The organism is Pseudomonas nitroreducens NBRC 12694 (genome assembly GCF_002091755.1).
Taxonomy (GTDB): domain Bacteria; phylum Pseudomonadota; class Gammaproteobacteria; order Pseudomonadales; family Pseudomonadaceae; genus Pseudomonas; species Pseudomonas nitroreducens.
Genome location: NZ_BDAI01000005.1, coordinates 205,780 through 219,342 on the forward strand (window position 1 = coordinate 205,780; position 13,563 = coordinate 219,342).

A 13,563-nucleotide genomic window follows, 5' to 3' on the forward strand; every position below is an offset into this window, starting at 1 on the left:
CGGTGGCTCCCGGCTCGCTATACTGCGGGCCTGCTCAGGAGCCCCGAATGAATTCCCTGCTCGAAGCCTGGCGGCATTCGCCAACCCACCGCCGTGTCTGGGCGCTCGCCGCGCCGATGATCCTTTCCAACGTCTCCGTGCCGCTGGTTACCCTGGTCGACAGCGCGGTGATCGGTCACCTGCCGCACGCGCACCAACTCGGCGCGGTGGCCGTCGGCGGCGGGCTCTATACCCTGCTGGTGGGCGTACTGGGCTTCCTGCGCATGGGCACCACCGGTTTTGCCGCGCAGGCGACCGGGCGTGACGACGGCGGCGCGCTGCGGCGGATACTCGGCCAGAGTCTCCTGCTGGCCCTGGGTCTGGCGCTGCTGCTCGGCTTGCTGGCGATCCCGCTGACCGGCCCCGTGCTCGCGCTGATGCGCCCCTCCGCAGAGCTGGACTCCCTGGCTCGCGAGTTCTTCCACATCCGCCTGTTCGGCCTGCCGGCAGCGCTGGCCACCTACGCGCTGGTCGGCTGGTTCCTCGGGACGCAGAACGCCCGCGCGCCACTGGCGATCCTGCTGACCACCAACGTCATCAACATCGTTCTCAGCCTCTGGTTCGTGATCGGCCTGGGCTGGGGCGTCGCCGGTGCGGCGAAGGCCTCCGTGCTCGCCGAATGGAGTGGCGCCCTGCTCGGCCTGGCGCTGACCCGCGGGACCCTGGCGCGCTACTCCGGCCAGCCGGACTGGACTCGCCTGCGCGCCTGGGCCAGTTGGCGCCCACTGCTGATGGTCAACCGCGATATATTCATCCGCAGCCTGGCGCTGCAGGGCGTGTTCTTCCTGCTGACGGTGCAGGGCACCCGCCTGGGCGACGCCACGGTGGCCGCCAATGCCTTGCTGCTGAACGGGCTGATGGTCACCTCCTACGCCCTCGACGGACTCGCCCATGCGGTGGAGGCCCTGTGCGGGCACGCCATCGGCAGCCGCGACCGCACCGCGCTGCGTCGTTCGCTGGTGGTCGCCTGCGGCTGGTCACTGATCGCCAGCCTGCTGTTCGTTGCCCTTTTCACCTTCGCCGGGCACCTGTTCATCGCCCTGCAGAGCGACATCCCCGAAGTACGCGCCACCGCCGACCAGTACCTGCCCTACCTCGCCTGCCTGCCGCTGATCGGCATGTGGAGCTATCTGCTCGACGGCCTGTTCATAGGCGCCACCCGCGCCCGCGAGATGCGCAACGCCATGCTGCTCGCCTGTGCCGCCAGCCTGCCGCTGGGCATCGCGCTGCAGGGCTGGGGAAATCACGGTTTATGGCTAACCTTCCTATGCTTCATGTTGCTGCGCGGCGTGATCCTCGCCCTCTACGCCTGGAGGCTCACGCGCCAAGATGCCTGGCAGGTGCCTGCCAGCCCCTGACCAGTTGAGGAGACGCCATGCCGGCTTGTCCCATTCCCGTTGACGAAACCCTGCGTCAGCAGACCCTGGATGAGATGAACCTGCTCGACACCCCGGCCGAGCACTACCTGGACACGCTGGTCCAGCTGACCCAGGACCTGGTGAAGGTCGACACGGTTCTGATCAGCCTGATCGACCAGGACCGCCAGTGGTTCAAGGCCCGCGTCGGCCTCGACGCCAACGAGACGACGCGCGACGTGTCCTTCTGCGGCTACGCGATTCTTGGCGAGGACACCCTGCTGGTACCCGACGCCACCCTCGACGCACGTTTCGCCGACAACCCGCTGGTGCTCGGCCCGCCCTACATCCGCTTCTACGCCGGGCGCCCGCTGCGCGCCGGCAATGGGCAGGCCATCGGCACCCTGTGCATGGTCGACCCGCGCCCGCGCAGCATGACCCAGGCGCAACAGGCAAATTTCCGCGACCTCGCCACCCTAGCCGAGGGCTACCTGCAACTGCGCACACTGATCCAGAACAACCGCGACCTGCGCGTGGAGATGGACCGCGAACAGCGCAAGGCCCTGCTCGACCCGCTGACCCAGCTGTGGAACCGGGGCGGCCTGCTGACCTTCCAGGAGCGCGAATGCCGGATGGCGCGGGAAAGCCATGCGCAGCTGGGCGTGCTGTATGCCGACCTCGACTTCTTCAAGTCGATCAACGACCAGCATGGCCATGCCGCCGGTGACCAGGTGCTGTGCGAATGTGCCCGGCGCCTGCGCGCCGCGCTACGCCCCGACGACCTGCTGGTGCGCCAGGGCGGAGAGGAATTCGTCGCGCTGCTCAAGGTGAAGGACGGCGAGGAATTGCAGCGGGTCGCCGAACGCGTGCGCCAGTTGATCGGCAACGAGCCGGTGCCGTTGGCCAGCGGGCCACTGCCGGTGAGCCTGAGCATCGGCTGCACCCTGCTGGTCGGCGAGGAAGCCGTGGACCAGGCACTGGAACGCGCCGACGCCGCGCTTTACAGTGCCAAGCAGGCCGGACGCAACCGGGTGGTTTTCCACGCGTCATCGGCCCAAGCCTGAATCCCCAATAAGAAGGCCCCATCCGAGGAAGCCTCCATGGCCCAAGCCATTGCCGCGTACCTGCACTACCTGTCGATCTTCATCCTGTTCGCCCTGCTGGTGCTGGAGCACCAGTTGTTCCGCCTGCCCCTGGACCTGTCGCGGGCGCGCAGCCTGGTCATCGTCGACCTCGCCTACGGCGCCTGCGCCGGCCTGGTCCTGTTGACCGGCGCGGCACGCGTGGTGTGGTTCGCCAAGGGCACCGAGTATTACCTGCACAACAGTATCTTCCACGCCAAGATCGGCCTGTTCGTCCTGGTGGCGCTGCTGTCGATCCTGCCAACCATGACCTTCCTCAACTGGCGCAACGAGCTCAAGGCCGGGCGCGTGCCGGCGCCCAGCGAGCGCCAGGCGAAGCGGGTGATCATGATCATCCGCGTCGAACTGCTCGCGCTGCTGATCCTGCCGCTGCTGGCGAGCCTGATGGCGCGCGGTTTCGGGATGATCGGTTGAGCCGAGTCACATGACTCGTGCGGTTTGCCACTTTCCTACATTTGAAAAGGACTGATCCGCTTCAGGCGCTTCCGCGAGGAGTGGATGCTTCTGCGCAGCTACGACTGCCGCAGGCTTCATACATGCCCCACTTCCCCTTCCGCTTCAGTATCCTCCTGGCCGTCGCCGTCCTGGGCGGCTGCGCCAGCGATGAATTCACACTGGAAGCAGACCTGCCGGGAGACTTCCAACTCCGCGGCGACGCCCAATATCTTCCGTCCCCAGGCGGTACCTGCTCCGGAGCGACGAAGCAGAGCGTCAGTCATCACCTGTTCAATACGCCGGGGCATGCTGCGCGACCCCAGCGCGTCAGTTTCCAGGTGCCACTGATCGCTCGCGCTGACGGCTGCACGCGCCAGCTCAGCCGCATCCAGATCCAGCTCGACGGTGAGTCCGCCTCTCACCCCAACGATGTGGTCCAACCGGACCAGGCCTTCGCCATCCTGTCATTCCGCGATCACCTGCCTGCCACCGCCTGGGAACCACCGCGCCAAGGAGCGATCATCTTCGATGGCCAATGCCGCTGGCTGTTGCCGCCGGCCGAAGCGGGCAGCACCATCGAGCGGCGACTGCAATGCAGTGCATCAGACCTGCAAGGCCGCTGGTTCGATGCCACGCCGGGCGGTACGCTGCGACGCAGTGACCTGGCGGGCCGGACCGTGCGCCTGGCCATCGGTGCGGCACCCGACGTACCCGCCACCGTCACCGCTTCCGGTCAATAACCCCTCTCAGCTGTTCGGCGGCAACAGTTGCGCCAGCCGCATGCGCAGGGGCTCGATCTCTGCCGACACGGGCTGCAGGTGGAAGCGCTGGCGCAGGACTGCCAGCAGCTCATCCACATCAGCGATGTTGGACTGCTCGACATCACCTTCCGTCGTCCGCCGGCTGAACTGCCCGTTGAGCAGCGACAACCGTGCGCCCTCTTCGCTCAGCGCCACGCGCAGGGAATTGCGGAACACGCTCTGCGGGTAGGTCGAGGTGTACCAGTTGCGCATGGTGTAATCGGCCCAGTGCTGGGCCTCCAGGGTGAAGCGGTAAAGCGTCTGCCAGCCGGAGGCAGAGCGCGTCGCCATCTCCAGTTCCCCATCTCCCCTCTGGCTGATGCGCCACCCGCCGGGCAGCTCCACATCCATGCGCAACGGCAGGGCACGCGGCGAGGCCGGACCGCCGAAACCGATATCCACCAGGTGCGCACCTTCCTCCAGGTCGACCCGCAGCAGCAGGTGGGTCTGCGGCGTCAGCGGCGCAGCCGCCGCAAGCCCCCATCGCACCCTCGCCACCAGCAGCGTCACCCGGTAATCCAGGCTGTTCAGCAGGCGCGCGAACAGGCTGTTGAGCTCGAAGCAGTAGCCGCCGCGATGACGCTCGACCACCTTCTCGAACACCGCGTCCGGCTCGATCAACACCGGCTTGTCCAGCAGGACGTCGAGGTTCTCGAAGGGCAACCGGTGCAATGCCGCAACGATCAGCCGGTCGAGGTTCTCCAGGGTCGGGGCGGGGCGCTCCGACGACAGGCCAAGGCGCGCCAGGGTGGCATCGAGCTGGGCGGTGTCGAAGGGGGTGAGCGGGGTCATGCGAGTCTCCTTTCGCGAAGCATCAAGGCGTGCTCCGGGCAGTGGGTTCGGGAATCACCAGCGGCCCGCAATTCTCCTCGCTGACGATCACCGCCAGCAGCCGCGCGGGTTCGCTGGCGCTGGGGTTCTCGGCGAACAGGTGCAGCTCGCGGCTGGGCTCGAACCAGGTTTCCCCCGGTCCGTAAATCTGCGCCGGCAGGCCCTGCATCTGCGAGCGGACCTGGCCGCTGAGCACGATGGCAGTCACCGCGCCGGGATGGCGGTGAGCGGGCGTGAAGCCCCCGGGCGGGAAATCCACCTGCAACGTGGTGACGACCTTGCCGGGCATATCCGCCAGCGGCTCGCAGGATAGGCGCTTCACCTGCGTAGCCGGCCGCACGTCGGCGGAGTGCCCGCCATGGCTTTCGGCAAGAAGCGTCACGGGGCGCGATGCGGGATGCCAGAGCAATGCACCCGCCGCAACGGCTGCCGCCAGCGCCAACCCGATGCGCCACTCGCGGCCCGCGGCCGGATTCATGCCGGTGTCCCCGCCAGGCGAAAGCCCGGCTGCCAGCCAAGCCGGTGGCGGGCCTTGGCAGAGCTGACCTCGACGTCCTGCTCGGCGATGTTGTAGACGCCGTGGGCGCCCCACTCCAGCGCCAGCAGCGCGGCACGAGCCGCGTCATCGACATGCACGGATAGCCGCGGATCAGCCGTTTCAGCTCCTGTTCCGGGGCCATAGAGCCGGCCGTAGCGCAGCACGATGCCTTCCATAGGTTGGGCGCCGAGCACGGCATTTTCCAGCGCTGCTACGCCGCCGACACTGATGGCGCGCGGGCCTTCGGCGCCAAGGTCCAGCGGTTGCTCCTCGTGCAATGGCTGCTCGCCGGCCCGGTAGGCCCAGGCGATGCTCTGCGCGACCATGCGCTCGACGCCGGCGGCACGCGCAGCCGCCACCAGGTTGGCAGTGCCTTCGCGGCGCACGCGGGCATTGCGCGGCTGGGCGGCGGGCATCTGCGCCGGATCGAGACCAGCGGGCAGATCGGTCAGCTGATGGATCACCCAGCGCGGTCCGAACGCCTGTACGGCGTCCCGCAGACCGTCGCCATCGAAGACATCCAGCACCAGCGCCCGAGCGCCGGCAGCCTCGATGCGAGCGGCGCGCTCGGGCGAGCGGCTCATCGCCAGCACCTCATAGCCACGCTCCAGCAACAAGGGCAGCAGGCGCTGGCCAATGGCACCGCTGGCGCCGGCGAAAAACACTTTCATGCACATGGTGGACCTCGACTCGGGCAATTCAGGACATGGCCTCACTCTAGGAGCGTGATGCCCTACCACACAGAGCCAAGATCGCGCCGAATGACTGGGACATGCGACCGGCCTTCTTGATCCAGGTCCGGCCAGGACCGCCGGCATCGTCTATAACAAACGACTCAACTACCGCTTTCCCGAGGAGTCGTCATGAGCCAAGTCTTCGATGTTGCCGTGGTCGTCGGCAGCCTGCGCAAGGAATCCCTGAATCGCAAGATCGCCAAGGCATTCGCCGCACTGGCGCCGACCAACCTGAAGCTTGAAATCGTCGAGATCGGCGACCTGCCGCTGTACAACGAAGAGCTCGACGCAGGCACCCCGCCCGCCAGCTACGCTGCCTTTCGCGAGCGCATCGGCCGAGCCGACGCGGTGCTTTTCGTCACGCCCGAGTACAACCGCTCGGTGCCGGGCGTGCTGAAGAACGCCATCGACGTCGGCTCCCGGCCGTACGGCAAGAGCGCCTGGAACGCCAAGCCTTGCGCCGTGGTCAGCGCATCGCCAGGCGCCATCGGCGGCTTCGGCGCCAACCACCACCTGCGCCAGTCCCTGGTATTCCTCAACATGCCGGTGCTGCAGCAACCCGAGGCCTACCTGGGCGGTGCCGGCGGCTTCTTCGACGAAGCCGGCAAGCTGTCGGAAAAGACCCAGCCCTTCCTGCAGAGCATCATCGACGCCTTCGCCGGCTGGATCGAACAGAACCAGCCACGTTGAACACCGCAGGCACCGACACTCGCCGGCGCCTTCCCGCCTCACCAATCTGAGCAGCCGGTCGCAGGCCTCTGCTCAGATTGCCCTTCACCGTTGATCCAACTGGCTGCACAGCCTCGCGCGCGCCATGGTTCAGGCTCGCCTTTCCCGCCCGGACCATCCATGTTCCCCCGCCACGTCTCGTTCTGCACCCTCGCCCTTGCCCTGCTCGCTGGCTGCACATCGCCGCCGGTGAAGAAGGATATCGATGGTGAAAGCTTCAAGGCCGGGCAGCTGCTACAGAACGATGCCAACCGCGCCGCCAACCTGGCGATGGGCGATAACCTGGAAAGCCTCTCACGGCTGCTGGACAAGCTCTACAAGCGCAACCCGAGGGAGTGGAGGAAAACCGGCGCCCGGTCGCGGGAAGAGGCGCACCAGAACGTGATGGAGGCCATCGTCGAGCAGCGCCCGCTGATCGGCTTGGGCGACAAGCGTTCCGTCGCCGCCCTGCCGGTGGCCTTCGAAATGGAGTTCCAGGGCGATCGCGCCGGCGCCCTGATCTATGGGATCGGCAGCATGCTGATGGAGCTTTATGGCGGCACCACCACCCAGCACCTGCTCAGCGGGCTGAATTCGCAGAAGACCGCCAACGCGGCCTGGAACATCGAGGTCGCCGCCTGGCTGCTGGCCAGCCGGACCGATACCAGTGGCCAACCCTTGCTGCTCTCCAACGAGATCAGCGCCGCCGGGCGCAACCTGTCCTTCGAGCGCGAGTTCGGCCGCATGATCGGGCGTCTGGAGCTGCTCGCCCAAACCAGCGACGAAAGCCTGCGCCGCAGCGGCATCAACTATGTGCAAGGCATCCTCGCCGCGCCGATCATCGGTCTGGTGCAGTTCATCCCGCTGGATGCCGCCACGGCGGCGGCATCGCAGTAGCGGCCTAGTCTTCCAGCAGGCGCGCCAGGCGCTGGCGCAGGTAACGGTTCTCCGCGCGCAGTTCGTCGACTTCGTCCAGCAGCCGGAGCGCCAGCGCGATGCCCGGCCAGTCCAGTTCGAACTCGCGGCGCAGGCGCACGGCACGGCGCACCACGCTGACCGCCTGGTAATCGAAAACCCAGTGCCCTGCGCCTTGCTCACGGGGCTCCACGATGCCCACCTCGACGATCTCGACGAGCACGTCGCGGGGGAGGTTCACCGACTGGCAGAGCTCGTCGAGGTCCACCACCATCACTGTCGTCGTCATGCGCGTTTACCCCATTCGGCACGGGGGTCGAAGGCCGCCTTGGCAGCCAGTTCTTCCCAGAGTTTGCGGGTCGCCTCGTCCGCCGTCTTCGGCATCACCACCTTGAGCACGGCGTAGAGATCGCCGGCGGTGGCATCGCCCTTGTTCGGCAGGCCCTTGCCCTTGATGCGCAGGCGCTGGCCGGCCTGGCTGTTGGCCGGGATGCCGAGGTTGATTCGGCCACCGAGGGTGGGCACCTCCACCTTGGCACCGAGCGCCGCTTCCCAGGGCGCCACCGGTACGGTGACGATGAGGTCGCGGCCATCAACGTCGAACACCGGGTGCGGTACCAGGCGAATCACCAGGTACAGGTCGCCCGCCGGCCCGCCGTTGATACCCGCCGCGCCCTGCCCCTTGAGGCGGATGCGTTCGCCGTCGGCGGTGCCCACGGGGATCTTCACGTTCAGCGACTTGTTCTGCGGCGGCAGCTTGCGACCGTACTCGTCGTAGCTGGGCAGGCTGAAGCTGATCGGCCGGCTCTCGCCGGACAAGGTCTCCTCAAGGAACAGCGGCACCTTCATCTCGATGTCCTGGCCACGGTGCTGGCGCGGTTGGCGAGCGCCACCGAAGCCGCCTTGGGGACCTGCGCGGCCGCCGAAAATCTGCTCGAAGAAGTCGCTGAAGTCCTGCTCGTGCCCTGGCGGCGGGCCGTCGAAGCCTCCGCGCGGTTGCCAGCCAGGGGGCGCCTCGAACTGCGGCCCCTGCGGACCGTAACGACGCAGTTCGTCGTACTCGGCGCGCTTTTCCGGGCTCTTCAGCACTTCGTAGGCCTCGGAGACCTCCTTGAAGTGCGTCTCGGCGTCCGGCTCCTTGCTGACGTCCGGATGGTACTTGCGCGCGAGCTTGCGGTAGGCGGTCTTAATCGCCTTCTCATCGGCGTCGGGTTCGACCCCGAGCGCCGCGTAGTAATCCTTGAATTCCATCGGTAGCGGTCACTCCTCACATGCGTTGGACCTGTCGGCGCCTGGGACACGGGGGATTCGCGCGGGCAGCCGAAGCCGCTGCGCGCACTGCGAGGCGAACAGGTGGAAAAGCGGGTTCTGACCTACCAGATGGAGGCGTCGCGCCCGCTTTTCAACACTGCCTGCAAGCCTAGACGCTGATCCTGCATCGGGTCTGCCGGGACGACTTGATACCGGTCATGGCATAGTCATTTCCCCCACCTACCCACGAACCTTCCAGGCCATGAGCACACCCACCGACTCGTTCCGCCAGCCGCTGGACCCCAGCCATGAGCTGCCGATCTATCGGCAGCTCTATGGGCGCATCCGCGACGCCATCACCCGTGGCGCACTGCGGCCGGGCGAGCGGGTGCCCCCAGTACGAGGGCTGGCCGGCGAGCTGGGCGTGGCGCGCGGCACCGTCGAACTGGCCTACCAGTTGCTGACCAGCGAAGGCTACCTGCTAGCGCGCGGGCCGGCCGGCACCGTGGTCTCCCCGCAACTCGCCGGCCGCACGGAGGCTGCCCTGCCCGTCGTCGCCCCCCCTGCGACCGTAGAGCGCAGTCTGCCCGGCCTGATCGCCCACGGCCCAGCCCTGCGGCCGTTCCAGCTCGGCGTGCCGGCACTGGACGCCTTCCCCCGCGCGCTCTGGTCACGCCTGTGCGCACGCCGCCTGCGCCAGCAGGGCGCCTCGATGCTGGCATACCCGGAACCCTGCGGCTACGGCCCGCTGCGCGAGGCGGTGGCGGGCTACCTGGGCATCTCCCGCGGCATCGCCTGCGACCCGGCACAGGTATTCATCTGCGCGGGTTACCAGGGTGCGCTGGACCTGATCAGCCGCACTTTGCTGGAGCCCGGCCAGCGCTTCTGGCACGAGGACCCCGGCTACCCGCGCGGCCGCGAACTGCTGCGCCGCGCCGGCGGCGTGCCGGTGCCGGTCGCGGTGGATGCAGACGGCCTCCGTGTGGAGGACGGCATTGCCCGCGCGCCGGATGCGCGCTTCGCCCTGATCACGCCGTCGCAGCAAAGCCCCACCGGCGTCGCCCTCAGCCTGCCGCGGCGCCTGGCCCTGCTGGACTGGGCGGCGAGCAGCGGCGCCTGGATCGTCGAGGACGACTACGACAGCGAGTACCGCTATGCCGGCTTCCCCCTGCCGGCGCTGAAAAGCCTCGACCGCGCAGGCCGCGTGCTCTACACCGGCACCTTCAGCAAGGTGCTCTACCCGGCGCTGCGCCTGGGCTATCTCGTGGTACCGGCGGAACTGGTGGAAGACTTCGTGCGCACCCAGCAGGTATTCACCTCAGGCTGCGCCGAGCTGCTCCAGGCGACCCTCTGCGACTTCATGCAGGAAGGCCATTTCGCCCGTCACCTCAAGCGCACCCGCACGCTTTACGCACTGCGCCGCCAGTGGTTGCGCAGCGCGCTGGAAGATCGCCTCGGCGAGCGCCTGCGCTTCGCCGACACGCCCGGGGGCCTGCACCTGGTCGGCGCACTGGAACAGGATGACCTCGCCGTCGCCCGCCGCGCCCACGCGGACGGTCTCGGTCTGCAAGCGCTGAACGCCTGGTGCGTGGAGGCCAGGCGCGAGCCGGCACTGCTCATGAGTTTCACCAACGTCAGCGACGAGAAGCTCGCAGGACGCCTGGCAGAGCGGTTGGCGCCGTTGCTGGACTGATTCACGCCGAGCAGCGGTCAATACCTCCGATGGCGAAACCTGGCTGACAGGTGACGTTGACCGAGGTCAATTTTCCTTCAGACGAAGTCGTTAGATTTCCACAACATCTTGTTGTCTCGAATAAATCGAGACACATCATGTTGTGGAATCCAGCCAATGCCTCTGACACGGACCGCCCCCCTTCCCGCCAGCCTGCGCAAGCGCAATGGCAACGCCGTAGTCTTCGACTCGAGCAAGATCGAACGCGCCATTGCCGCCGCCGGCGAAGCCAGCGGCGAGCTCTCCGCGCCCCACGCCCAGGAGCTGACCCGCCGCGTGCTGGCGCGCCTGCCGGCGCAGAATGATCTCGACGTGGAACAGGTGCAGGACGTGGTCGAGCGCGCCCTGATGGAAGCCGGCCACTACCCCACCGCGCGCGCCTACATCGTCTACCGCGAACGCCACGGACGCCTGCGGCGCGAGCGCAAGACGCTGGTGGATGTCGCCGCTTCGATGAACGAATACCTGTCGCGCGAAGACTGGCGGGTGCGCGCCAACGCCAACCAGGGTTACTCCCTGGGCGGGCTGATCCTCAACGTGTCGGGCAAGGTCACCGCCAACTACTGGCTGGACGAGGTGTACAGCGAGGGCATCGCCGTCGCCCACCGCGAGGCGGACCTGCACATCCACGACCTCGACATGCTCGCCGGCTACTGCGCCGGCTGGTCGCTGCGCACCCTGCTCAGCGAAGGCCTGAACGGTGTACCGGGGCGGGTCGAGGCAGGGCCGCCGAAGCACCTGTCCAGCGCACTGGGGCAGATGGTCAACTTCCTCGGCACACTGCAGAACGAGTGGGCCGGCGCACAGGCCTTCAGCTCCTTCGACACCTACCTCGCGCCCTATGTGCGCAAGGACGGCCTGAGTTATCAACAGGTGCGCCAGGCGCTGCAGGAGTTCATCTACAACCTCAACGTGCCGTCGCGCTGGGGCACCCAGACGCCCTTCACCAACCTGACCTTCGACTGGGTCTGCCCGGAAGACCTGCGCGAGCAGGTTCCCTACGTCGGCGGCGTGGAGATGCCGTTCGCCTACGGCGACCTGCAGGCCGAGATGGACCTGATCAACCGCGCCTACATCGAAGTGATGCAGGCCGGCGACGCCCACGGCCGGGTGTTCACCTTCCCGATCCCGACCTACAACATCACCCACGATTTCCCCTGGGACAGCGACAACGCCACGCGCCTCTTCGAGATGACCGCGCGCTACGGCCTGCCGTACTTCCAGAACTTCCTCAATTCGGACATGCAGCCCAACCAGGTGCGCTCCATGTGCTGTCGCCTGCAACTGGATGTGCGCGAGCTGCTCAAGCGCGGCAACGGGCTGTTCGGCTCGGCGGAGCAGACCGGTTCGCTGGGCGTGGTGACCCTCAACTGCGCGCGCCTGGGCTACCGCCATCGCGGCGACGCTGCCGCCCTCTACGCCCAGCTCGACCACCTGCTGGAGCTGGCCTTCGACAGCCTAGAGGTCAAGCGCAAGGTCATCCAGCAGCACATGGATGCCGGGCTCTACCCGTACACCAAACGTTACCTCGGCACCCTGCGCAATCACTTCTCCACCATCGGTGTGAACGGCCTGCACGAGATGGTGCGCAACTTCACCGGTGACCGCGAAGGCCTGCACACCGAATCCGGCCGGCAGATCGCACTGGAGCTGCTGGACCATGTACGGGCGCGACTGGTGCGCTTCCAGGAAGACAGCGGCCACCTCTACAACCTCGAAGCCACCCCGGCCGAAGGCACCACCTACCGCTTCGCCCGCGAGGACCGCAAGCGCCACGCCGGCATCCTCCAGGCCGGCACGCCGGATGCGCCCTACTACACCAACTCCTCGCAGTTGCCGGTGGGCCTCACCGACGATCCGTTCGAGGCGCTGGAGCTGCAGGACGCGCTGCAGTGCAAGTACACCGGCGGCACCGTGCTGCACCTGTACATGGCCGAACGCATCTCCAGCGCCGAGGCCTGCAAGACGCTGGTGCGCACCGCCCTCGGGCGCTTCCGCCTGCCCTACCTGACGGTGACGCCGACCTTCTCCATCTGCCCCGTACACGGCTACCTCGCCGGCGAACACGAGTTCTGCCCGAAGTGCGACGAAGCCGCGCTGCAGAAGGCCGCGCCCAAGAGCTGCTGTGGCGGCTGATCCTCCGTTCACTTTCATCCCCGCAAAAAGGAGCACTACCGATGACCGCGAACCAATTGCCCGAAAGCCAGCGCCAGCGGTGCGAGGTGTGGACCCGCGTAATGGGTTATCACCGCCCGGTGTCGGCCTTCAACGCCGGCAAGCAATCCGAGCACCGCGAGCGCCGCCACTTCCGCGAGACGCGATGAGCGCCACGCTCAGGGTCGGGGGCCTGGTGCCCCTGACCACCCTCGACTATCCCGGATTGCTCGCCTGCGTGTTGTTCTGCCAGGGCTGCGCGTGGCGCTGCCGCTACTGCCACAACCCGGAGCTGATTGCGCCGAGGGGCGAGCACGAAATCCACTGGGACGACATCCTCGCCTTCCTCCGTCGTCGCCAGGGGCTGTTGCAAGGCGTGGTTTTCAGCGGTGGCGAAGCGACCTTGCAGAACGCCTTGCCCGATGCCATGGCCAGCGTGCGCGCGATGGGTTTTCGCGCCGGGCTGCACAGCGCCGGCATCCGCCCGGAGGCTTTCGCCCGCGCGCTGCCCCATGCCGACTGGGTCGGCTTCGACGTGAAGGGATTGGCCGAGGACGTGGACGCCACGACCGGCGTGAAACGCAGTGGGCTGGCCAACTGGCGCAGCCTGGAACTGTTGCTGGCGAGCGGTGTGGAGCACGAGTGCAGGACGACAGTGCATTGGCAGTTGTTCGATCTGGATAAACTCCGGCGCCTGGCCCTGCGCCTGCGCGGAATGGGTGTGGAAAACTTCGTGGTGCAACTGGCCCGCAACGGGCGGCAGCTCGATCCACAGTTGCTCGCTAGTCCTGCGCCCCACGGTGCCGAGGATTTCTGGCGAGATTTGGAAGCGCTTTTCCCGCACTTCGAGTTGCGCCAGGACAGCTAGGAACCACGGCCAACTTCCGGGAGCTCCGGGCGAGCACTTCCCCCTCACCCCAGCCCTCTCC

General features: G+C 67.3%; 14 protein-coding genes and 1 pseudogene. 10 read left to right on the forward strand and 5 right to left on the reverse strand.

Annotated features, from left to right (window positions below):
• The first annotated feature begins 47 nt into the window (after positions 1-47).
• The 4 genes from PNI01S_RS15835 (at position 48) to PNI01S_RS15850 (ending at position 3,711) form a co-directional block, all read left to right on the forward strand.
• Positions 48-1,397 carry an MATE family efflux transporter gene (locus PNI01S_RS15835; RefSeq protein ID WP_038803363.1) on the forward strand — a complete coding sequence of 450 codons (1,350 nt, stop codon included), beginning with the start codon at positions 48-50 and terminating at the stop codon, positions 1,395-1,397.
• Between the two features lie 17 nt (positions 1,398-1,414).
• A complete protein-coding gene (locus tag PNI01S_RS15840; protein WP_024766169.1) occupies positions 1,415-2,458 on the forward strand; it encodes a sensor domain-containing diguanylate cyclase in 1,044 nt (347 codons plus the stop codon).
• 36 nt (positions 2,459-2,494) lie between these two features.
• Positions 2,495-2,950 (forward strand): DUF2214 family protein, encoded by a 456-nt coding sequence (locus PNI01S_RS15845; RefSeq protein ID WP_084358578.1) that lies wholly within the window; start codon positions 2,495-2,497, stop codon positions 2,948-2,950.
• A 122-nt stretch (positions 2,951-3,072) separates the two neighbouring features.
• Complete coding sequence (locus PNI01S_RS15850) at positions 3,073-3,711, forward strand: hypothetical protein (protein WP_084358579.1); 639 nt, start codon at positions 3,073-3,075, stop codon at positions 3,709-3,711.
• 6 nt (positions 3,712-3,717) lie between these two features.
• Here PNI01S_RS15850 and PNI01S_RS15855 read toward each other — a convergent pair whose 3' ends face one another.
• The 3 genes from PNI01S_RS15855 to PNI01S_RS15865 are packed head-to-tail and all read right to left on the reverse strand — an operon-like array spanning position 3,718 to position 5,817.
• Positions 3,718-4,563, reverse strand: coding sequence for an arylamine N-acetyltransferase family protein (locus tag PNI01S_RS15855; protein ID WP_084358580.1), 846 nt, complete (start codon positions 4,561-4,563; stop codon positions 3,718-3,720).
• Positions 4,564-4,585: 22 nt separating this feature from the next.
• The gene (locus tag PNI01S_RS15860) at positions 4,586-5,080 is read right to left on the reverse strand and encodes a cupin domain-containing protein (RefSeq protein ID WP_084358581.1); all 495 of its coding nucleotides are present in this window, start codon (positions 5,078-5,080) and stop codon (positions 4,586-4,588) included.
• The gene (locus PNI01S_RS15865) at positions 5,077-5,817 is read right to left on the reverse strand and encodes an NAD-dependent epimerase/dehydratase family protein (protein ID WP_037011683.1); all 741 of its coding nucleotides are present in this window, start codon (positions 5,815-5,817) and stop codon (positions 5,077-5,079) included. Before PNI01S_RS15865 ends, PNI01S_RS15860 begins: the two co-directional genes overlap by 4 nt.
• A gap of 186 nt (positions 5,818-6,003) precedes the next feature.
• On the opposite strand from PNI01S_RS15865, the pseudogene PNI01S_RS15870 reads away from it, so the two are divergent.
• Positions 6,004-6,393 (forward strand): annotated as a pseudogene (locus tag PNI01S_RS15870) (NADPH-dependent FMN reductase); the annotation flags it as partial.
• Positions 6,394-6,723: 330 nt separating this feature from the next.
• Positions 6,724-7,479, forward strand: coding sequence for a hypothetical protein (locus PNI01S_RS15875; RefSeq protein ID WP_065085521.1), 756 nt, complete (start codon positions 6,724-6,726; stop codon positions 7,477-7,479).
• Between the two features lie 4 nt (positions 7,480-7,483).
• Here the strand turns inward: PNI01S_RS15875 and PNI01S_RS15880 are convergent, their stop codons facing one another.
• Complete coding sequence (locus tag PNI01S_RS15880; RefSeq protein WP_024766161.1) at positions 7,484-7,786, reverse strand: chaperone modulator CbpM; 303 nt, start codon at positions 7,784-7,786, stop codon at positions 7,484-7,486.
• The gene (gene cbpA, locus PNI01S_RS15885) at positions 7,783-8,748 is read right to left on the reverse strand and encodes a curved DNA-binding protein (protein WP_084358582.1); all 966 of its coding nucleotides are present in this window, start codon (positions 8,746-8,748) and stop codon (positions 7,783-7,785) included. The genes PNI01S_RS15880 and cbpA overlap by 4 nt, the downstream gene beginning before the upstream one ends.
• 262 nt (positions 8,749-9,010) lie before the next feature.
• Here cbpA and pdxR point away from each other — a divergent pair, with 262 nt between their 5' ends.
• The 4 genes from pdxR (at position 9,011) to PNI01S_RS15905 (ending at position 13,502) form a co-directional block, all read left to right on the forward strand.
• Complete coding sequence (gene pdxR / locus PNI01S_RS15890; protein WP_084358583.1) at positions 9,011-10,441, forward strand: MocR-like pyridoxine biosynthesis transcription factor PdxR; 1,431 nt, start codon at positions 9,011-9,013, stop codon at positions 10,439-10,441.
• A 156-nt stretch (positions 10,442-10,597) separates the two neighbouring features.
• On the forward strand, positions 10,598-12,616 hold the full coding sequence (locus PNI01S_RS15895; protein ID WP_084358584.1) for a ribonucleoside triphosphate reductase: 2,019 nt from the start codon (positions 10,598-10,600) through the stop codon (positions 12,614-12,616).
• Positions 12,617-12,657: 41 nt separating this feature from the next.
• Positions 12,658-12,804 carry an anaerobic ribonucleoside-triphosphate reductase gene (nrdD, locus tag PNI01S_RS15900; protein WP_024766965.1) on the forward strand — a complete coding sequence of 49 codons (147 nt, stop codon included), beginning with the start codon at positions 12,658-12,660 and terminating at the stop codon, positions 12,802-12,804.
• A complete protein-coding gene (locus PNI01S_RS15905) occupies positions 12,801-13,502 on the forward strand; it encodes an anaerobic ribonucleoside-triphosphate reductase activating protein (RefSeq protein ID WP_084358585.1) in 702 nt (233 codons plus the stop codon). Before nrdD ends, PNI01S_RS15905 begins: the two co-directional genes overlap by 4 nt.
• Positions 13,503-13,563 lie beyond the last annotated feature (61 nt).

Bases quoted from the DNA above. Each gene is read 5' to 3' on its own strand.
- PNI01S_RS15835 (WP_038803363.1), top strand. From the start codon at position 48: ATGAATTCCCTGCTCGAAGCCTGGCGGCATTCGCCAACCCACCGCCGT.
- PNI01S_RS15850 (WP_084358579.1), top strand. From the start codon at position 3,073: ATGCCCCACTTCCCCTTCCGCTTCAGTATCCTCCTGGCCGTCGCCGTC.
- PNI01S_RS15875 (WP_065085521.1), top strand. From the start codon at position 6,724: ATGTTCCCCCGCCACGTCTCGTTCTGCACCCTCGCCCTTGCCCTGCTC.
- PNI01S_RS15905 (WP_084358585.1), top strand. From the start codon at position 12,801: ATGAGCGCCACGCTCAGGGTCGGGGGCCTGGTGCCCCTGACCACCCTC.
- PNI01S_RS15840 (WP_024766169.1), top strand. From the start codon at position 1,415: ATGCCGGCTTGTCCCATTCCCGTTGACGAAACCCTGCGTCAGCAGACC.
- PNI01S_RS15895 (WP_084358584.1), top strand. From the start codon at position 10,598: ATGCCTCTGACACGGACCGCCCCCCTTCCCGCCAGCCTGCGCAAGCGC.
- cbpA (WP_084358582.1), bottom strand. From the start codon at position 8,748: ATGGAATTCAAGGATTACTACGCGGCGCTCGGGGTCGAACCCGACGCC.
- pdxR (WP_084358583.1), top strand. From the start codon at position 9,011: ATGAGCACACCCACCGACTCGTTCCGCCAGCCGCTGGACCCCAGCCAT.
- PNI01S_RS15865 (WP_037011683.1), bottom strand. From the start codon at position 5,817: ATGTGCATGAAAGTGTTTTTCGCCGGCGCCAGCGGTGCCATTGGCCAG.
- PNI01S_RS15880 (WP_024766161.1), bottom strand. From the start codon at position 7,786: ATGACGACGACAGTGATGGTGGTGGACCTCGACGAGCTCTGCCAGTCG.
- nrdD (WP_024766965.1), top strand. From the start codon at position 12,658: ATGACCGCGAACCAATTGCCCGAAAGCCAGCGCCAGCGGTGCGAGGTG.
- PNI01S_RS15855 (WP_084358580.1), bottom strand. From the start codon at position 4,563: ATGACCCCGCTCACCCCCTTCGACACCGCCCAGCTCGATGCCACCCTG.
- PNI01S_RS15845 (WP_084358578.1), top strand. From the start codon at position 2,495: ATGGCCCAAGCCATTGCCGCGTACCTGCACTACCTGTCGATCTTCATC.
- PNI01S_RS15860 (WP_084358581.1), bottom strand. From the start codon at position 5,080: ATGAATCCGGCCGCGGGCCGCGAGTGGCGCATCGGGTTGGCGCTGGCG.